This is a genomic window from Pseudomonas sp. ZT5P21 (assembly GCF_054897785.1).
On the sequence record NZ_CM142705.1, the window covers coordinates 1,175,196 to 1,195,386 of the forward strand.

Annotated in this window: 12 protein-coding genes; 4 read left to right on the top strand and 8 right to left on the bottom strand. The window is 57.1% G+C overall.

All coding sequences use genetic code 11. From position 1 onward, the window contains the following. Positions 1 to 72: 72 nt before the first annotated feature. From ACYZT9_RS05395 to ACYZT9_RS05425, 7 genes are all read right to left on the bottom strand, one after another. Positions 73 to 384, bottom strand: a complete 312-nt coding sequence (locus ACYZT9_RS05395) for a hypothetical protein (protein WP_462008890.1) — start codon at positions 382 to 384, stop codon at positions 73 to 75. Next, the gene (locus ACYZT9_RS05400; RefSeq protein WP_462008891.1) at positions 384 to 5,336 is read right to left on the bottom strand and encodes an RHS repeat-associated core domain-containing protein; all 4,953 of its coding nucleotides are present in this window, start codon (positions 5,334 to 5,336) and stop codon (positions 384 to 386) included. Before ACYZT9_RS05400 ends, ACYZT9_RS05395 begins: the two co-directional genes overlap by 1 nt. After that, complete coding sequence (locus ACYZT9_RS05405) at positions 5,333 to 6,073, bottom strand: DUF4123 domain-containing protein (RefSeq protein WP_462008892.1); 741 nt, start codon at positions 6,071 to 6,073, stop codon at positions 5,333 to 5,335. Before ACYZT9_RS05405 ends, ACYZT9_RS05400 begins: the two co-directional genes overlap by 4 nt. A gap of 24 nt (positions 6,074 to 6,097) precedes the next feature. Beyond that, a complete protein-coding gene (locus ACYZT9_RS05410) occupies positions 6,098 to 6,892 on the bottom strand; it encodes a hypothetical protein (protein WP_462008893.1) in 795 nt (264 codons plus the stop codon). Continuing rightward, positions 6,852 to 7,442: a hypothetical protein gene (locus tag ACYZT9_RS05415; RefSeq protein WP_462008894.1), complete on the bottom strand. Its 591-nt coding sequence runs from the start codon at positions 7,440 to 7,442 to the stop codon at positions 6,852 to 6,854. The genes ACYZT9_RS05410 and ACYZT9_RS05415 overlap by 41 nt, the downstream gene beginning before the upstream one ends. Further along, a complete protein-coding gene (locus ACYZT9_RS05420; RefSeq protein WP_462008895.1) occupies positions 7,384 to 9,690 on the bottom strand; it encodes a type VI secretion system Vgr family protein in 2,307 nt (768 codons plus the stop codon). Before ACYZT9_RS05420 ends, ACYZT9_RS05415 begins: the two co-directional genes overlap by 59 nt. A gap of 131 nt (positions 9,691 to 9,821) precedes the next feature. Then, positions 9,822 to 10,337 carry an Hcp family type VI secretion system effector gene (locus ACYZT9_RS05425; RefSeq protein WP_054048129.1) on the bottom strand — a complete coding sequence of 172 codons (516 nt, stop codon included), beginning with the start codon at positions 10,335 to 10,337 and terminating at the stop codon, positions 9,822 to 9,824. 510 nt (positions 10,338 to 10,847) lie between these two features. On the opposite strand from ACYZT9_RS05425, the gene ACYZT9_RS05430 reads away from it, so the two are divergent. The 4 genes from ACYZT9_RS05430 (at position 10,848) to ACYZT9_RS05445 (ending at position 19,382) form a co-directional block, all read left to right on the top strand. Further along, on the top strand, positions 10,848 to 12,641 hold the full coding sequence (locus ACYZT9_RS05430; RefSeq protein ID WP_462008896.1) for a DUF1302 domain-containing protein: 1,794 nt from the start codon (positions 10,848 to 10,850) through the stop codon (positions 12,639 to 12,641). A 23-nt stretch (positions 12,642 to 12,664) separates the two neighbouring features. Continuing rightward, on the top strand, positions 12,665 to 14,032 hold the full coding sequence (locus ACYZT9_RS05435) for a DUF1329 domain-containing protein (protein WP_462008897.1): 1,368 nt from the start codon (positions 12,665 to 12,667) through the stop codon (positions 14,030 to 14,032). Positions 14,033 to 14,172: 140 nt separating this feature from the next. Next, on the top strand, positions 14,173 to 16,728 hold the full coding sequence (locus ACYZT9_RS05440; RefSeq protein WP_462008898.1) for a LuxR C-terminal-related transcriptional regulator: 2,556 nt from the start codon (positions 14,173 to 14,175) through the stop codon (positions 16,726 to 16,728). Between the two features lie 209 nt (positions 16,729 to 16,937). Further along, positions 16,938 to 19,382, top strand: a complete 2,445-nt coding sequence (locus tag ACYZT9_RS05445) for a dermonecrotic toxin domain-containing protein (RefSeq protein WP_462008899.1) — start codon at positions 16,938 to 16,940, stop codon at positions 19,380 to 19,382. 6 nt (positions 19,383 to 19,388) lie between these two features. Here the strand turns inward: ACYZT9_RS05445 and ACYZT9_RS05450 are convergent, their stop codons facing one another. Continuing rightward, a complete protein-coding gene (locus tag ACYZT9_RS05450; RefSeq protein WP_462008900.1) occupies positions 19,389 to 20,183 on the bottom strand; it encodes an IclR family transcriptional regulator in 795 nt (264 codons plus the stop codon). Positions 20,184 to 20,191: the final 8 nt, after the last annotated feature.

Below are 20,191 nucleotides of genomic sequence, written 5' to 3' on the forward strand. Positions count from 1 at the left end.
GTGGAATCTAAGCTAAAGGGAGCAGAATTATTTCATTGGTATGCGTTCGTAGAAAATAAATCTGTCCCCTTTTTAAGCTCGAAACGTACTTATTGGTATGTTTTCTTTGTCGAGCGCTTTGATGAAATCATTTAGTGTGGAGGCATTTGATTTCTTTAAAAAGTCTAATATCCAGAGTGCGTTTAGTTCGATAAATAAAGGTGTCCAGTCGGGGTCGGAAGCTTCAGCCTCCGGTAACTCGAATCCCGATAGTCCATGGCCCTTTCCTGCTGAAAACAACAAGCATTTATGCTCGTAGGAGTATGCAATAAATTTTGGCCAGTCCGGATCGTGAGGGCTGTCTGACGGAATGTCTTTCTTTGCTAAAATAAAGTAGTCTTTCATTATTCTTCCGGTAGGACCTCAACTTTGTCGAAATGTATAACTCTGCTATTTGTGTGAATCTGTTGTGCACCACCTTCTCCATATTCTGGATATGCGTCAGCAAATGGCTCCAGCTTGGTTTTATCTTCGTCACCTTTCCAGAATGGCGTTCGAGCATCAGGCTTCCCATCGACGTAGAGTTGTAATGTGTCAAACTCTCCTCTCAGGCGTGCATCGCTCCATGAGCCTTTACCGTTAATGTCAGGACCTACCTCAGGCCCTTTAACCTGGAATGCTTTCCTCGCTTCAGAACCAGTATCAAACTTCTCAAAGCCAGCGTAGGTCACTGGCGCAGATTTCGTTTTCAACGTACCGAGTGCTCTGGTATCGACAGTCCCGTCATCATGTTGATATCGCATGTATCTATAGCCTGTAGACGGCATCGTCGAATCGGGGCCAGAAGGGCCGACATAAAAATCTGGTTTGGCTTGCGCAATCTCGGGAACCTTTTGACCGTCGTCCACACTGGCTTTGGCCGCCGGATCTTCCACCACATTCGATGGCGTGCAGTTCGGTCCTCCGGGGCAATTGTCCAACCCCAACGGATCCACCCACCCCGTAGGGTTAGGCACGTACTGGTAGTTGTTCAACCCACCCGCAAGCTTGATCGGATCCGGCGTCAGAAACCGTCCAGTGCCCGGATTGTAGTAGCGATGCCGGTTGTAATGTAAGCCCGTTTCCGCGTCGAAGTACTGCCCCTGAAAGCGCAGCGGGTTGTCGATTTCGGCAATGTCGAGGGCGGCGAGGTTGCCGTAGGCGCGGTATTTGGCTGACCACATGATTTCACCGCTGTAGTCGGTGAGTTCCTGGGGGGTGCCGAGATGATCGAGCTGGTAATAGAACGGTTCAGCTTTGAGCGGACCTTCGCCATCGAGCATCGCCAAGGGACGGAAACTGCCCGGTTCGTAGATGTAGCTGCGATAACGGTTGTCGGCGCTTTCGGCGATGAGACGTTCGCCTTGCCACAGGAATTCGGTGATGTGGCCATCGACGGTTTTGGCGATGCGGCGCCCGAAGGCGTCGTACTGGTAGCTTGCGATGCTGCCGCCGGGGAGGCTAACGCCGATCAAGCGATGTTGGCAGTCGTAACGATACTCTGTGACGAGTTTCTGCCCGGTGCCGCGACGTTCGCGAATCAGGTTGCCGTGGGCGTCGTAGTCGTAGTGGCGGTCGCCCTGCATCAGCAGGCGATTACCTTTGACGTTGGCCAGGTTCGCGGTCGGCTGGTCGCCTTGGCCCAGGAGGTTGCCCGCCGGGTCGTGGGCGAAGCTTTCCGGGGTAGTGCCACGGACGTTGATCAGGCGATCGAGCGGATCATAGTGATAGCTGCGGTTGCCTTTGCGGCTGTCGTCGATGCCCGCGAGGTTGCCGTTGGCATCGTAGGCGTAGCGGCGACGGAACAGGTTGCGGTCTTGCTGGCTGACGCTGTGGGCTTGCAGTCGGCCTTGTTCGTCGTACTGGTATTGGCTGAGCAGCAGGCCTTGTTGGCGCTGCTGTTCGCGACCGGCACTGAACTGGTGCGTGGTGAGACGCGAGCCGTTGAGGTCGATGCTGCTCAGGCGACCGCCGGCCTGGTGACGGTAGTCGAGTTTGCTGCCGTCGGGGAGACGGCAGTGACTCAGTTGGCCGAGATTGTCGTATTCGTAACGCGTGGTGCCCCAGCCTTGGTGTTCGGTGATCAGGCGATCTTGCAGGTCATATTCGTAGGCAAGGGGCCAGTGGCCGTCGTCGACGTTGACGAGGCGGCCGAGAGCATCGTAGCTGTAGTGAATTTCCTCGCCGTCGGCCAGGGTTTTCACCAGCAAACGGCCTGCGGCGTCGCGTTGGTACTCCGTGACCAGCTCACTGCCGTCGTCGCCGAATTCGGTTTTCTTCAGCAGCTGGCCGTTGAGGTCGTATTCGTAGGCAGTCCGGCGACCGTCGAAACCGGTTTCCTGCTGGATCAGGCCGTTCGGGTAGTAGTCGAGGTGGTACTGCTCGCCACGTTCGTTTTCGATGTCGCTGAGCAACAGGCGCGAGTTGTCGTAGCGGTAGCGAAGCTGGCTGCCATCCGGGTTGAGGCGACGGCTGACCAGGTGCAGGCCATCGGCGTATTCGTAGCGGGTGACGCGGCCTAACTCATCACGCTCAGCGGTGACTTTGCCGTAGGCGTTATAGGTGAACGCGCGGGTTGCACCGCCGGGCAGGGTGATTTGCGCGAGGCGGTTGGCGGCGTCCCATCGGTATTGAGTGGTCGCACCGCTTTCGTCCTGACGAGTGATCTGCCGACCCAACGCGTCATAACGGTATTTGCGCTGGCCACCGTTCGGTAGCTGTTCTTCGAGCAGTTGGCCGAGGTTGTTCCAGCCCAGTTGATGACGGCTGCCATCCGGGTGACGGATTTCCAGCAGACGGCCTTGGCGGTTGTAGCTGTAGTGGGTCGAGTTGCCGTCCGGGTCGACTTGTTCGGTGATGTCGCCCTGATCGTTGCGCCAGTAGGTCCACTTTGCCGGGCCACGGTTCACCACACGGACGTAGCCGTGGTAGTACTCGTAAGTGGTGGGGGCGTCTTCTGGCGGAATCACCGCAACCAGTCGACCGGCTTCGTTGTACTGGTATTCGGTGACTGCGCCGAGTGGGTCTTTTTCGGCGATCAGGCGGCCCTTGTCATCGTAGGCCTTGAGGTGTTCAGCTCCATCCGGATCGACTTTGGCGACCAGTCGAGCCTGATCGTCGTGGGTGTAGACCTCTTCGCTGCCGTCAGCGTTGGTCACCGTCACGCTACCCTTGTCATCCCAGGTGTAGTGCGCGTCCATCTGCGAGAAGCTTGCCCAGTGATGGATGCAGCGTGCCGACTTGCCTTCCTTTTCCCATTCCCAAAAGAAACTCGCACCGCCAGCCAGTTGCCGCTCAAGAATCACGTTCTGATGGTTGTAGGCGTAGCGCTCGGTTTCGCCGGCGGCGTTCTTCGCCTCGATCAGGCGTTGCTGTGCGTCGTAGCGGTAGGTGACCAGGGTCTGGACAGTGCTCCAGGCATCTTCCAGGTTGTCCGCCGGGCTGAACTGCTGGTACTCGATGGCGACGATGTGTTTGCGATCGTAACGCACGAGGAGGGCGCGACCGGTGCCGTTATCGACACGTTTGATTCGTCCGTGAATGTCACGGGTGATGTGCAGGCGGTTGTCGTAGTTGTCGCTGATGGCGATCAGCGTCGCACCTTTGCTGTTGTAGCGGAAATGGTAGAACTGCTTGCGCTCGCCGGCCTGCGTGAGGACCAGCTCGGAAGGGTCATCACCGATGAAAATGGCCGCTTCCGAGAGGCTGTTGGTGATCGCCGGACGCTGCACGCTTGGCAGTGGGAACGTGGTGACGCGGTTCTCGTGGTCGGTCCAGATGACTTCGTCTTCGTTGATGTCAACGCGTTGCGCCAAGGCATGGCTCCAGCCGTAGCCGAGGCCGCAATCGATTTCTGCGGCGCTGGTGCGATAGAGTCGCGTCCAGCTGAAGGGCAACAAACCACCGAGCTCGCCATCGGTCAGGGTCAGCAGTTCTTCGCCCGTGACCATCGATACGGGGCAACCATTGGTGCAGGTTTTCTTGGCGCAGGTAGCACTTTTATCGTCAGGCGTCTTCGACTGCGTCGAAACGTCGTCGACCTTTTCCTTTGGGGTCAGGGTGGTCTGTTTTTCTTTCTTGCCACGCGGAAACGAAGAAGCATCTTTGACTTCTTGTTTCGGCGTATCCGTGGTTTTCGGTACCTGACTTTTAGACCCGTTGGCGGCAGCCTCGTCGATTTTGATCGCCGCCGTTTTGGTCGGCTTCATCGGCACATTCCTGGCGCTGGCAATCAACGGTTTCGACACTTCAGCGTGTGCCGGCAGGCTGTGTTTGCCGCTCAACGTCATCAGTTTCGCGGCCAGCTCTTCAAGGTACTTGATGGCTGTGCCGGACTTGACGGTAGACAGGGCTTTGGTGCCCACCCGCACCGCGATCCCCGCACCACCCGTCAGGCAAATGCCCAGCACCACGTTGATCAGAAACTCCGCTGCAATTGCCGTCACCACGTCAACAATGACCTGCGGAGGCAGCATGCCGACCCAGGCGACAATTGCCGAAACATAGATGAACATCAGGGGTTCATCACTGAGGATAAACAGGCCTGAAGCAATGGATTCCTTGGAGGCTGCGTAGAGCTTGTCGATCTCGACATCCGACAGGTATTTACGCAGTTTTTCGAGGTTTTCCTTCGGATGTGCGAGCAGTTCGAACAGGCTTTTGATGTCGTCCCACAGCCTGAGCAACGCTTTTTCCAGGCCATCCATCGCTTGTTTCAGCAGGATGACCGAACGGCCCATGCGGTCGGCCGCCGAGTAGCTGGCCCACTGTGGCTGAAACTTGCTCGACCACTCACTTTGCAGCCAGCCTTCGAGATTGCCGATTACGCCCTGATAAGAGTCGTAGAGCGCTTTGACGTTGCTCTGGGAAACGTTGGGGAAAAAGGTGATGCGGTACATCTGGCCTTTTTTGCAGCCGTCGATCACCTTGATGCCGCTGGGGCCGATGGTTGTTTCAATGGCAGGGCCGGTGACGTCGTCGTAGAGCGTGCCTTTGGTGACGGGCTCCAGTTTCACCGGCGTATTGCCTATGGGGACGAAGCGCGCCGATTCGAACATGTGGATCAGGGTGAAGTCGCCCGCCAGGGGGCAGGTCGCGTAGGTCTCGACCTTGCCGGTTTTGGTCTTGCGTTTGGTCACGCTGACTTCATTGCCGACCTTGAAGGTTTGATCGACATCCAGTGCCCAACCGGTGAGAAAACCATCTGCCCACTCCTTGTAATCGCTCAGGCAGTTCTTGAAGTCTTTGAGAATCAGATTCACGTCAGGCGTTTTGGCGTCCAGCACGCGCAGGACCAAGGTACCAATCGGGGTATTCATGACGTGACTTCCTTTGTCAGCTGAGCAGCAAGACGCTCTGCCATATCTTCTGTGTTGGGTTGTTGGCGAACGAAGCGCTCGACCTTGTGGCGCAAGTTACTCTCGGGGAAGGCGAAGTACGGTTCCGGGCAGTCCTCCCCCAGCCACTGCATCAGGTTGTCGACGACGGTGGAGTGGTCTTTTTCGGTCAGCGTATCGAGCAGCTTCTGTGGAACTTCCCACCACGGCCATTCCTTCGCCGGAGGTACGGACCTTGGTCCCACGGTCAGGCTCTGCCCGTTGATCAAGTAACGGTCGAACACGGGCAGCACTTCGCCAGCGCTGGCACCCAGATCTTCAAGAATCGGGTAAATATGCCGCCCGTCCCAGAACCTGAAAAACACCTCGGTACCATCGGGTGTACGTACTTGAGTCAGGCTGCGCAGATGTTCAAACACCACGTCCGCCGTGCTGGTGGACACCGCCAGCCAACCCCAATCCCGAGCATCGGTTTCGGTGATCCACTGCAGAAACCCAGTGTTGGGTTTCAGCTCGGCGAGATAGGGCATGACTGGTAGCCAATCGGCGTAAGGCGTGCCGTTCCAGATAGGCATCAGTTCCGGTGCCATGTCTTGCTGGTAGAGGGCCTTGAGCGGCTCTGCATCGCTGGCATTGCTGATAACGGCGTAAAGACGTTCACCCGAGAGCAACGGGGTTTCCGATAGCCAGACCTGCGGAATGATATTTTCAGATGTCACAACAGCCGTCCTTGATGAGTGAATCTAAAAACTCATATCAGCTTCAATATTTTCTTTATAAGTAGAGAGCAACTTCTCAACGCTTTCGTTTCCGGAGTATTTTTCTTTCAACTGCTTCAGCTGCTGGTCTGTACCCTTGCAGTATTTATTTATATCGCTGATGACACGATCGAGATTTCCCGGGTCGGCGGGGTCTGGCTCAGGAATATTTCCACGCAGAGAATCACAGTTGTCTCTGCTTTTGATGTAGCTGGAGACGTCTGTCGGTATGGACTCATGATTTTCTGTTTCGCAAAAATTAGATGTTGGCTCTACATCGTATCCGAGGCTTAAATACAGGTGACCATTCAAGGTCCCATTTTTTCTTGAGAAAAGATGAACGCCTTCTTGACTTAAGCAGGTGCTGATAGTTGTAGTTTGATCCTTGACTTCAACGGCTGAGGCGCCGTTTTCGGTTGCATTTTTACCAACTACAGCTATGCCAATGAAAGGCTCTTTGTATTGAATGTCAAGCCCATAGATGTGCATGTCGGATTCGTTGAGCAGGTCCATTGCATCGCCCGGTTGCTGTTTTTCCCCAGTTGTCTTCGTTAACTTGCAGCAAGCAACGGATCCCTTATCTTTAGGGAACTGGACTGAAATGGCTTCGTTACTTGAAATTTTCTGGGTCGTATATAAATAAGTCTTCCCGTCTGGATTGTTTTTAACGAATCCAAATCCAATGTCTTGTGCAGATACTGACCCTGAAAAAATAGTCAGAATGATGGAAAGGGCATGTTTAATGTCCATCGGTTGACCAATGCGGAGGGTCGGAAACAAGCTTTTTAACTCCATATGTAGTACCTACTGGATTCAAGTCGCTTAAGTGAGTGATCAAAACGGAGGCGCCAGAAGCATTTACAATTGTTCTCCCGGACATGTTGGATATTGTCATGTCTATAGCTTTTCGCTGTGTGTGGCGACTTGTCAGTGCGGGCGGATACACAATTCCGTAGCCCGACGCCATGCTGGTCGCGGCGCTAATTGATTGCGCTAACGTGCTATGAACCCATTCAATGTTTACACCGTCCATTTCAGGTACGTCTTCTGGTGCAATAATTCCTTTAGATATAGCTGAGGAATAGTGCATCAAATACGCACGCTCTTTAGGCCGATAAGTTGCAGAAATTGCCACGCTGCCTCCGGCTTCTTTTATGGCTGCAATGAATTTGTTCACACTGGCTTCGAATTCAGTCGTGAGATCGCCCGCACTTGTACTGGTGGGGAATCGTGCAACCCATTGCGTGCCGCTTAGCTCCTTGGTCGGGATGCTAACAGTTACAGGTGTCTGATCCGTGGTTGGGGTGAGCGTCGCTTGTTGTGTTGCCATAATACGGGGCCTCGATAGTGGCTTTTTCAGCTTTGTTAGATGAGACTTTTTGGGTCATCCCCTTATCGTCAGTGACACCATCAACAATAATCCCGGATTCAAGCGTTATTCGATATAGGATGTTCTGCTTTGGTTTACCCGTTTTTTCATCATTGACTAAAAAGACTAAGTCGTGGCTGGTTTTTTCAGCATCTTGGGCAGGTATTGCTATATCGCATATACCCGCCTTGCACCTTTCGCACTCTTCACAAAACGGCGCATTACGTTTCAGCGTATTGATTTGCGCCGGTGTCAACATGGCACCAGCCTTGTCCGCGTCCGCCTGTTTCAACACACCCGGCATCAGAGGTGCCGCGTCAGTGCCATTGCCGGGACTACCCCCGGAGTTCATATTGATCACCGGCCCGCTCAGCGTGACACCGCTGCCGTCGATCTTGATGAAGCTGCCGCCGCCCTTGAGGGTCAGTTCGCTGCCGGCTTCGAGCACGACTTTCATGCCGCTGCTCAGGTGGATTTCCTGGCCCGCATCGATGAATTGCCCGGTGCCGATCTTGATGTGCTGGTTAACCCCCACGGTCGGGTGGTCGTTGGCGCGGGCTTCGACTTTGCGGTCTTCGTAAACGGTGTGGTGTTCTTCGGCCTTGAATTCGCTATAGCTGTTCTTCTCCACGGTGTCGTGGCGTTCGTGGCCGACGCGGATTTTCTGGTCGTGTTCGACGTTTTCGTCCCAGTCGCGCTGGGCGTGCAGGAAGATTTGTTCCTGGCCTTTTTTGTCTTCGATGCGCAGTTCGTTGTAACCGCCGCCACCGGGGGAGCTCAGGGTCTTGAAGGTGCTGCGGGTTTTGTTCGCCGGCAGGTCGTAGGGGACGACGTTTTCCTTGTGGTAGAGGCAGCCGCTGATCAGCGGTTGATCCGGGTCGCCTTCAAGGAAGCTGACCAGCACTTCCATTCCGATTCGTGGGATGGCGATGCCGCCGTAGTGGGCGCCGGCCCAGGCGGAGGAGACGCGCAGCCAGCAGCTGGTTTTGTCGTCGGCCTGGCCTTCGCGGTCCCAGTGAAATTGCACTTTGACGCGGCCATATTGGTCGCAGTGGATCTCTTCACCTTTGGGCCCGGTGACCACGGCGCTTTGGCTGCCGAGGATCCGCGGTTTGGGGTGGTTCAGCGGCGGGCGGTTCGGCACGTCCCAGGGAGTGGCCTGGAAGCGGTTGCGGTAACCCTGATGGAAATCATCCTTGAGCTGGGTCGTGTTGCTGGTGACCGATTCTTCCAGCACTTGCGGCTGTTTGCCTTCGTGCAGGATTTCGGTCAGCAGCCAGAGGTCATTCCACTTGGCTTTCGGGTGCTCGGTGAGGGCCAGAAAATGGCCGCTGACGAGGATCGGCTGATCGCTTCTGCCTTCGGCCAACTGGAAGTCGCTGCGGTGACGTTCGAGGGCACGTTTGGCCAGGTGCTTGCCGCGTTCGCGGTCGATGAAACGACCGGGGTAGTCGTAGTCTTCGAGATCGGGCAGGGCGTCGCCACGGTTTTCCGCTTCGAGGGTCAGGCGCGGCTTTTCGAAGTCGTAGTCGCGGCGGGTGGTGCGGCTGGTGCGGGTTTCCAGGCGCAGGTCGAAGCGCTTGATCACTGGGTTGGTCGCGACCATGCCGGAGTCTTGCTGGTAGGCCACGGGGGCGAGTTTCGGGAACACCGTCTGGTCATCGCCGAACACCAGTTTGTGGGCCGTGGCACTGTGCTGGAAGTGGTAGTGAATACCTTCTTCCTCGCACAGGCGCTGGACGAACCGCAGGTCCGATTCATCGTACTGAACGCAGTAAATGCGTTCCGGATAAATCGCCCCGACGTTGAATGCGTAGGCATTGCTTTGGATGCCGTGCTCTTCGAGGACACTGCCGATGATTTTCGGCACGGTGAGGTTCTGGAAGATGCGTTGGTTGATGCGGTGCGCCAGGTAGGACAGTTGCGGACGCAGGGTCACCGCGTAGCGGGTCAGGCGTTTGCCGGAATCACCCTGGGCGGCGCGATAGAGCTGGCCATGAATGCCGCTGCCGTCGGGGGAGAGCTGCAAAAAGGCCGGTTTGTGCAGCAGGCTTTCGAGGTCCAGGGACGGCTTTTCGCTGACCAGTTCCACCTCAAACACAAACGGCTGGCTGATGGCTTCCCGACCTTGCAGGGACAACACCTGGAAGTCACTGGAAAGACCTTCGATGGTCAGGGCAAAGTGAGTCTGATTGGCCGGCGCGAACATCCCTTGTTCCTCGTGCAGTGCTGCGGCGTAAACGAATACCCGATCAAAGGATCAGCAGACGCAAAATTCTGGAAAGGCGTAAACAACATCGACCAGCAGAGCTGGCCGATGCGTGAAGCGGTCAGCCGCGATTAAGCGACTGGCTGACGCCAGTCATCGGAACCCGAAGTACCGGATACTTCGTGGGTCCAGGTGATTTTGCGGTAGGTGAATTGCACTTCTTCCAGGTGCGTGAAGTGGGAGTTCGACGGATCCTGGCAGTTGTGCATTTTGTTGTTGATGGCGACGATGATCGCGTCTTCCAGTTTGGTGGTGTAGTAGTGCTCTTGGGTACCCTGAGCAGAAGTACGGAACCACTGGATAACGATTTCGCTCATGCGCTCGCCGGAAGTCAGCGCCGCTTGCAGCAGTGGCGAAGCCTTGTCGTAGACCTTGGTGATCACGACTGGCTTGTGCACGCGCTGACCGGTTGGCTGGCCGGACTGCGGGTCACGCGGGATGATCACGTCGTGGCTGAACGCCTGAACCATGACCTGGTCTTCGTGACCTTCCTGGTAGGTGTTGCCAACGGAGTCGGCGGTGAAGGCGCCGGCAGTGATCAGACCTTGTTTTTCGCCAGTGACGGACATGTACGCTGGTGTTGCCATGGATGCTCTCCTTGCTGAATAAGTGAGGGTGCCCGGGAGGCGATATCGCCCGGTGGGTGCCTGACGGTTATCAAGGTCCGTGCCAGAAATGTTTATCGCTATATAAATCAAGTTGTTGAGAAGATTTTTCCAGCGCCGAAAGGGTCCTCGGCAAGGATCACCTGAAAAAGTGCGCAAGAAGTTGCGCAGCACTGCGCAACTTCTTGCGCACTTGGCTGGAAGGCCTGCTAAACGGGGCGTTCAGCGCTGAAGCAGCGTGTTTCGCCAGATCGATTGCGCAACTTTTGCGCACAGTGGCAATAAGGCAACGGTCCCCGTGCATCCTGGCTTTTGAACATCATGCATCTGACTGATAGACCCCCATCCACTCCATCCATACCCCACCCAAACCCGTGCCTCGCAAGCCCCTTCATCCTTTAGAGCGACACGACGAATACCTCCTTCGTGCGCTTATCGCCCCCGACCTGCGGCAGTAGGGTGTGGCCTTCTGTCACTCACCGGGGAAGACGCATGACAAAAACAACAATGCGCGCCATCTTCACACCGCAGGCGCTCGCCGCTGCGGTGGCCTTGGGCAGTTGTGCCCAGGCGCAGGCTGTTTCATTCAACATTGGCGAAATCGAGGGGACCTTCGATTCTTCGTTGTCCGTTGGCGCGAGCTGGGGCATGCGCGATGCCGAAAAATCGCTGGTGGGCACGGTCAACGGCGGGACGGGGCAGGCGTCTACCGGTGACGACGGGCGACTGAATTTCAAGAAGGGCGAGACCTTCTCCAAGATCTTCAAGGGCATTCACGACCTTGAACTGAAGTACGGCGACACCGGCGTATTCGTCCGTGGCAAGTACTGGTACGACTTCGAACTGAAGGATGAAGACCGCGAGTTCAAGCCGATCAGCGACCACAATCGCAAGGAAGGCTCCAAGTCGTCCGGCGCGCAGATTCTCGATGCCTTCGTCTACCACAACTACTCCATCGCCGATCTGCCGGGCACCGCGCGCGCCGGCAAGCAAGTGGTCAGCTGGGGCGAAAGTACCTTCATCGGCAACTCGATCAACAGCATCAACCCGGTCGACGTTTCAGCCTTCCGCCGTCCAGGCGCGGAGATCAAGGAAGGCCTGATTCCGGTGAACATGTTGTTCGCCTCTCAGGGTCTGACCGACAAGCTCACCGTGGAAGGTTTCTATCAACTGGAGTGGGACCAGACCGTACTCGACAACTGCGGAACCTTCTTCGGTGGTGACGTAGCGGCCGACGGTTGCACCACGGGATACACGGTCGCCAGCCCGGCTATCGCGCCGTTGCAGCCGATCGCCGCCGCCTTTGGTCAAGGCTTCCAGGTCGGCAGGGAAGGGGTGATCGTTCCCCGTGGCGGCGACCGCGATGCCCGCGATTCCGGGCAATGGGGCACGGCGCTGCGCTGGCTGGGCGACGACACCGAGTACGGCCTCTACTTCATGAACTACCACAGCCGCACGCCGAATGTCGGCACCACCACCGCCGGGCCGGGCACGCTGGCGCGGATTCCGGCGATTGTCGGTACCGCCAACGCCATTGCACCTGGCACCGGGGCGGCACTGGCCCAGAGCGTGATGCTCGGTCGCGGTCAGTACTACCTCGAATACCCGGAAGATATTCGCCTCTACGGCGCGAGCTTCTCCACCACCTTGCCTACCGGCACGGCATGGACCGGCGAGATCAGCTATCGCCCCAATGCACCTGTACAGGTCAACAGCACCGACCTGACCCTGGCCTTGCTCAACCCGATCGCTGGCGGCGCAGCTTCGCCTATCGCCACCCGGCCCGGCGCTGACAACAAAGGCTATCGCCGCAAGGAAGTGACGCAGGTCCAAAGCACCCTCACGCACTTCATCGATCAGGTGGCGGGCGCGGATCGTCTGACCCTGGTGGGTGAAGCGGCGGTTGTTCACGTCGGTGGGCTGGAGGACAAGAGCAAGCTGCGTTACGGCCGTGACTCGGTGTTCGGCCAGTACGGTTTCCGCGGTGACACCGACGGTTTCGTGACCTCGACCTCCTGGGGCTACCGCGCCCGCGCCATCCTTGATTACAACAACGTGATCGCCGGGATCAATTTCAAACCCAACCTGTCGTGGTCCCACGACGTCGCCGGATACGGCCCCAACGGGCTGTTCAACGAAGGCGCCAAGGCGATCAGCGTCGGCGTCGATGCCGAATATCGCAACACTTACACCGCGAGCTTGAGTTACACCGATTTCTTCGGTGGTGACTACAACACCCTGGAAGATCGTGACTTCCTGGCGTTGAGCTTTGGCGTGAACTTCTGATCTGGCTGAGAAGGATGATTTCAATGCGCAAGATGATTCTGCAATGCGGCGTTCTGGCCCTGAACCTGTTGGCTGCCAATGTGATGGCCGCGGTGTCGCCGGAAGAAGCGAACACACTCGGCGCCAGCCTCACGCCGTTGGGCGGCGAGAAGGCCGGCAACGCCGACGGCTCGATTCCGGCCTGGACCGGCGGCCTGCCCAAAAACGCCGGTGCGGTGGACAGCAAAGGTTTCCTGGCGGATCCGTTCGCCAATGAAAAACCTCTGTTCACCATCACCGCGGCCACCGTCGACAAATACAAGGACAAACTCTCCGACGGTCAGATCGCGATGTTCAAGCGCTATCCCGAGACCTACAAGATTCCGGTTTATCCGACCCATCGCACGGCGGCCTTGCCGGCGGACATCTACGAATCGGCCAAGCGCAGTGCCCTGAATGTGACGCCGATCAACGACGGCAATGGCCTGGCCAATTTCACCGGCAATCGCTACTACGCGTTTCCGATTCCGAAGAACGGCGTCGAGGTGATCTGGAACCACGTCACCCGTTATCACGGCGGCAATTTGCGTCGCACCATCACCCAGGCCACACCGCAGTCCAATGGCGATTTCACGGTGATCCGCTTCAAGGATGAAGTCGCGGTGCCTTCGCTGCTGGGGGATTTGAAGCCGGGTAACGATGAGAACGTCCTCAGCTATTTCAAGCAGGAAGTGACGGCGCCGGCGCGGCTGGCGGGTAACGTGCTGTTGGTTCACGAGACCCTCGATCAGGTCAAGGAGCCGCGCAAGGCCTGGATTTACAACGCCGGCCAGCGCCGCGTGCGGCGCGCACCGCAAGTGGCCTATGACGGCGTCGGCACGTCGTCCGACGGGCTGCGCACCACCGACAACTTCGACATGTTTTCCGGCGCGCCGGATCGCTACGACTGGAAGCTGATCGGCAAGAAGGAAATGTACATTCCGTACAACAGCTACAAGCTCGACTCGCCCAACCTCAAGTACACCGATGTGATCAAGGCCGGGCATATCAATCAGGACCTGACGCGTTACGAGTTGCACCGGGTCTGGGAGGTCGTCGCCACGGTCAAGCCCAACGAGCGGCATGTGTACGCCAAGCGTCACATGTACATCGACGAAGACACCTGGCAAGTGGCGCTGGCGGATCACTACGACGGTCGTGGTCAACTCTGGCGTGTGGCCGAAGGGCACGCCCAGTTCTACTACGATCACCAGGTGCCAGCGTATACCGTCGAAGCGTTGTATGACCTGATTGCCGGTCGCTACATCGCATTGGGTATGAAGAACGAAGAGAAGCGCAGCTTCGAATTCGGTATCGATGCCAAAGCAGGTGACTACACGCCAGCAGCGCTGCGGAGTACAGGGGTGAGGTAATCATTCCTACAGGGTCTACCGAAAAAGGTGACTTTATGGTCACCTTTTTTATAGGTGTCGATCAGTGTGTTGAATACTTCTTCAACAAGCTGTGTGGAGAGGGCTAGGGTGGCGCCACAATTATAAAAAGGCGCACCACTATGACCGCCATGACCCCGTGTCTGGAGCGTCCTGGACTCCTGCCCCGTTTGTCCTCTCATCACCTGTCTCGCGACCGGTTGATCGAGCCGTTGCTGGCCTCGACAGCGCGGGTGAAACTGCTTTGTGCGCCGGCTGGCAGTGGCAAGAGTGCGCTGCTCATCGAATGCCTGTTGCGGGCGCCCCAACAGTGTCACGTCTGTTGGCTGCCGCTGGCAGGTGCGTTGTTGAGTGCCGGCGAATTTCGCCAGCGGCTGGCCCAGGCGTTGGGATCGGACTCAGCGGACGAAACCGGATTGCTGGCGTATCTGGCGCAATTGCAAGCGCCGACCTGGCTGTGTCTCGATGACTATTGCCGCACGCCCAACCCGGAGCTGGATAGTTTGCTCGACCGGCTATTGGCGATCAGTAGCCCGATGGTCACCTGGTGGCTGAGTGGTCGTCGCCGTCCGCCCTGCAACTGGCCACGCCTGTTATTGGCAGATGAGCTATACGACTGTGAACGTTCCACGCTGGCGTTCACCCCATCGGAAATCGCCCGACTGTTGCATCACCTGGAACCGGAGCAGGCCGCCAAACGTGCCAGCCGGGTTGTCGAACAGAGTGGCGGCTGGTGCGCGGGCGTGAGGATTGCGCTGCTGCAAAAATGTGACTGGTCGCGCAACGAGCACCTGCACGGTCGACCCGACACGCTGCACGATTACCTTGAGCACGAACTGTTCAGCAATCTGACCCCGGAGCTCGCGGAAGCCTGGCGGGTGCTCGCCCACCTGCCGCGTTTCAATGCACGGCTGTGCGACCACTTGTTCGGTGCGGGAGAGGGCGCCCAGTGCCTGAGCACATTGCAGGCGCTGGGATGTTTTATCGAGCCTTGGCAAGACTCGACAGACTGGCTGCAGATTTTCGCGCCTCTGACTCAGTTGGTGCGTGAAGAACAATGGCCGGAGGGACGCTCCTGGCATCGTCGGGCCTGTCAGTGGTTCGCCGCCGAACTGGACTGGAAAGCCGCGTTTGAACAGGCCTTGCTGGCGCAAGAGTTCGAGGTCGCGGTCAGCCTGTTGCAGCATTTCAGTTTCGAGCATCTGTTAGAGGCGCAGACGGTGGTGCTGTTGTTGCGTTTGCATGAGCGGCAAGGCGAGGAACTGATGCTGGGCTCGCCGCAATTGGTGGGGCTGATCACCGCAGCGTTGCTATTTGCCGGACGATTCGAGCAGGCGGGCGAATGCATCGAACATCTATCGCGCTTCATGCCTCAACCGTCGGCACTCGACCAAGGGCAGCTGATTGCACGGTGGCAGGCATTGCAAGGTTGGCTCCTGCATTTGCAGGGGCGGATGGAGCCTTCGAGGGCGCATTTGCTGGAGGCGCTCAGCGAGCTCGGTCCGCAACTGTGGAGCGCCCGGCTGATGTGCCTGTCCGGCCTGACCCAGCAAGCGCTGCTGCGCGGTGAGCTTGACGTGGCGCAGGCTCTCAACCGTGACGCGTTGTGCCTGGCGCGAGCGCAAGGCTCGTTGGTGTTTGAAGGGCTGCTGGAACTCGACCACGCGCAGTTGCTCGAGCAGCGGGGAGCGTGCGGCAGGGCCGAGCACTTGCTGGCGAACATGCAAGGTTTGCTTGCCCGACGGCAACCGGTGGCCGAACCGTTACTCGGACGGATTGCCTTGCGCCGTGGGCGTTTGAGCCTGTCTCAGGGACACGATGTACAGGCGGCCGAGTACTTCGAGAGCGGACTGCAGATGTGCCTGCGCAGTCAGGACAAGCGCGTGCTTTACGGTTTTCTCGGACTCGCGCAACTCGCCGCCAATCGCCTGGACTACGCCCAGGCGTTTGTCCATCTACGTGACGCCGAACGGTTGATGCAGCAACGGCGAATTCCCGACACCGTTTACCGGGGAGTCTTGCTGCACATCAGCAGTCATTTCTGGCTGCAACAGGGACGCCCTGAATTGGCCCACGAAGCCCTGACGCGGGTGCTGCGCCACTATCATTGCCCCCATGCACGTCAGGCTCCGCCAGCCACGCTGGAACTGATCCCCAGTCTCGAATATCTGCTGGTACTGACCGACGTTTATCTAGGGCAGGCATCAAGCCCTTTGGACCGACTTGAGTGTCAGTTGCAGTGGGCGCGGCAGCGGGGCATGTCGGGGTTACAAGCGCAATTGCACCTGGCGCTGGCCGAAGTCGCCTGGCTGACGGGCGAGACGCTTATCGCTCGCCAGGCGATGCAGGATGGACGGGGGCTGATCGAGCGCTGCAACCTGCAACAGACCCTGCGTGAACTTCAGTTGCGCCAGCCACGGTTGCCGGACGCTATCGGGCATGCCGGTTCAGGTAACCCTTCCGAGCCGATGGCTCTACTTAAGAGCAGGTTGAGCCAGCGAGAAATAGAAGTTCTTGAATTAGTGGCTTTGGGTAACTCCAATCAGCAAATAGCCGATCAACTGTTTATATCGTTACATACGGTAAAAACCCATGCGCGGCGAATCAATGGAAAGTTGGGCGTAGAACGTAGGACACAGGCTGTTGCCAAGGCGAAAGTATTGGGTCTGGTTATTTAAAGTGGCAGCGTTTTTAGAAGGGGGTTTTATCGTTTACGAATACATACAAGTCTTGGGATGTACTTGACGTGCTCGGGCGCTTATAAGTTTTCGTCGAGGCGATCATATTTAATACTGTCTGAAATAATCGATGGCCTGTAAGTTTGGCAGCGCCATCATGGTTGCATTGCCAGGCATCTCAATTTTGAAGTGTGCAAAAGGAATGGCGCATGATTACTCATGTTTTAACAAATCAGGAAGAACTTCAATGGCCTTCCAGGCAGCTAATGGCCCAACAACCGCAGCCGATACCCGATTGGTTGCAACGCGCCAGTGAAGAGGATCGCCAGTATTACTTCGATGCGGAAGAAGCATTGGCAAAAAATGAACAAACGCTGGATGAATTGCTGAAGGAGACCAAGTCCCTGAAGGCATTTGCACATTTTTATGCGGCCAGTTTCGTCAGTATTCTCAGCGGCGAAGTCATCGATCCACAGCAGATCTTCGTCAACGCCCGGCACACGTTTTATGTTGGAAAGCAAAAAGTCGTTCAGCGCAATCGCCTGACGCTTCCCGAGTTCATGCTCAACGGTTTGTATGACCCGGCCACTGTTCCACTGGATATTACCCTCGAAGGCGAAACGCTGCCTTCCGGCGTGACTGAAGAAGACCTGCTGGATGTGCTGGGTGGCACCGCAAGCATGCGTTCGCTGTACGTGGAAAAGTTTGAAGAGAAGTTCGCCAGCGAGGACGTGCTTCATGCCCTGCAAGCTCGCCTGGACAGTCGCACCGACTTGAGTTTGTTCAGTGCGAAATTGCAGGGGTACATCAGTGATCAAAGTCTGACAATGGTTTATCTGGCAACCAACCACGCTGAAGGTTATTCGCTGGGAGCACTTTCGTTCGACGGTTGGGAAAAACCTTTCCAGGGGATCATCGTTTATTGCGGGCCGCAAGGCGAAGAGGGTCCTTGCGTGATCTATGCGCCGGAGGCACCGGGGGGTAGAACGTGGTACGAGTTTGCAAGCTTCAGGCAATTGAACATTCATGTGGTTGACTGGGTGGGATCGCCGGAAGGACGCAGTTACCTGAGTCGCCAGACTCATGCCAGCAAGCGAGGAAGCATTGAATCGTATATGCGGCGGGTATTTGACTTGCCAAGTCAGTGGAACGGCATCAGTCGTCATCCCTGGTCTTCGGCCGGGGCTGGTGCGTTACGTCCCGGTGTGTTGCTCAATATCGATTGGCTGCGGGGCGAGTTGGAGGCGGTTACCCCGGCGGGTTATCGGTCCGCATCGTCTTATCATCGGAAATATTTCGCCCGATTGAACACCGAGCTAAAAGCACTTACCCAACTCGCCAATCGGGAAGCGGGGTTGATCAGCTACGAAAAGTTTGCATTCAACCTCATCAAAAAGAGGGCTGACGATCTGCTCGCGGACAACGGTGAATCCGTATCCGTGAATCCCGACCTCATCATGGTCGAGCTGGACAGCTCACGTGAGATGACACTGACGCAACTCATCATTAAAGAGCATCACATCACCGAAGAAAGTGGTCCGGAGCATAATCCCGGTCTCTATCCAAGGATCAGGCTTTTGCCCGGTCACCCACCGGTATCAGACCTATTGATCAAATACATTCCCGGTTGGTCGAGGACGCTACGCCCGGGTGAAAAATACATCGATATGTTGTATTCGGATTATCTGGATAAAGAGTCGCCCGGTTATGACTTCAGACGCGATGTGTATCTAAACCTGCAACTGCACGAGATGCAGCGAGGCGCACTGGCGGAGTTGTTCAGCGGTGTGCTGGGGCGTATTCACTATGAGCGTATCGAACAAACCATTGACCGATTGCGCGTAGCGGAACCCACCGATCCAATCGAGGTGGATTACCCTGATGCTCCCAAGCGCGACGGTGTCTATGAATTTCACCTGGCCTCTCGCAAGATACAGGGTGTGTATGTCTTCCGCACCATGGACGACGGTATCGCCGAGGATTGGTTGTATACCCCGCATGCGCCTGATGGCACGTGGTTTCGGCCGCTGGCCGCGTTTTCAACCTCGATAAAAAAAGTCGGCCTGGGCGACTATTACTGGAAACGCGCCAGGTTTACCGATCAGCGAGTGGTAAAGGCGTACGTCGACGAGGTGAAGCGAAGTAGCGACGATGTCGAGCCACCGGCGCTGCACGTCAATAGCCGCGTCTTCAACTTCTCGCATTGCTATCGGGACATGATCACTCAGATCATCAACGGGGTGGATGCCCAGACCTCCAGCCTCATCGAGATTATGGCCAAGCTGTCCTACGACGCTGCGGTGGCGGCAGTCGCTGTCATAGGCTGTGTTTTTCCACCGATCGGTCTCGGATTGAGCGGTGTAGTGATGGCGAAAGCTGTGTTTGAGGGCGGGTTGGCCTATCACGAGGGTGATTACAAAAAAGTGCTTTCCAGCTACCTGGATTGCATGCTGGAACTGACCGTTCTGCGCATTGCCAAGGTAGGGTTTTCCCAGGCGCAGAAATTGATCGCCAGGCAGTTGGGCGACGTGAATACCTGCCTGAGCGCGATCTCCGCTTGCACGGGTAAAACGGCCGATCTGGCGGTCATCACCGAACTCATGAAGCAGGCATTGGCCGAGCCAGATTCCAGCGAGCAGACGCTGCTGGAATAAACCCGACTAACCGGGGATGACAGTCGGCTCATAGCCCATCCGCCAACTCACGGCCCGCGTCGCCGCCAGCAACCGCTGCGCAGCCGGGCCGTTTTCATCGGCGTGGAACAGCGACGTTGGGCCAACAATGGTCATGACCGCCGCCACGTTGCCGGCGGCGTTGAAAACAGGCGCCGACAAGGCATCGACGCCTGGCATCAACAATCCATGCACATGATGCAGACCGCGCTCGCGAATCTGTTCGCACAGTGCGGCATAAACCTGATCGTCCGCCAGCGCATGGGTATTAGCGTTGTGCAGTTCCTGCTCACGCAGGTCCACGGTTTCTCGCTTCGGCAAATAGGCGCCGAACACCAGCCCGGTCGACGAACTGAGCAACGGCAACACCGAGCCCAGTTGCGTCACCACCGTCACTGCGCGCACCGCCGGTTCAATATGCACCACGGTCGCGCCTTGATTGCCCCACACCGCCAGAAAGCAGGTTTCGTTCAGTTCATCGCGCAATTCGGCCAAGGGCAGGGCGCCAACTTTGAGCACGTCCATACTGTTGAGTGCCGCTAACCCCACCCGCAAGGCTTCGCGACCCAGGCCGTAGTGGTTAGTGGCCGCGTTCTGCTCAGCAAAACCGCTGGCAATCAAGGCCTGCAAATAGCGATGGACCTTGCTCGCCGGCATCTGCACGTGCTCGGCCAGGCGCGACAAGGAAGTCGACGGCGATAACTCGGCCAGTGCCTTGAGAATGTCCGTGCCAACCTCGGCCGAGCGGACTTTCTGTTTGTCGTTGTTGCGCGGCGTTTCCATGGAGGCGG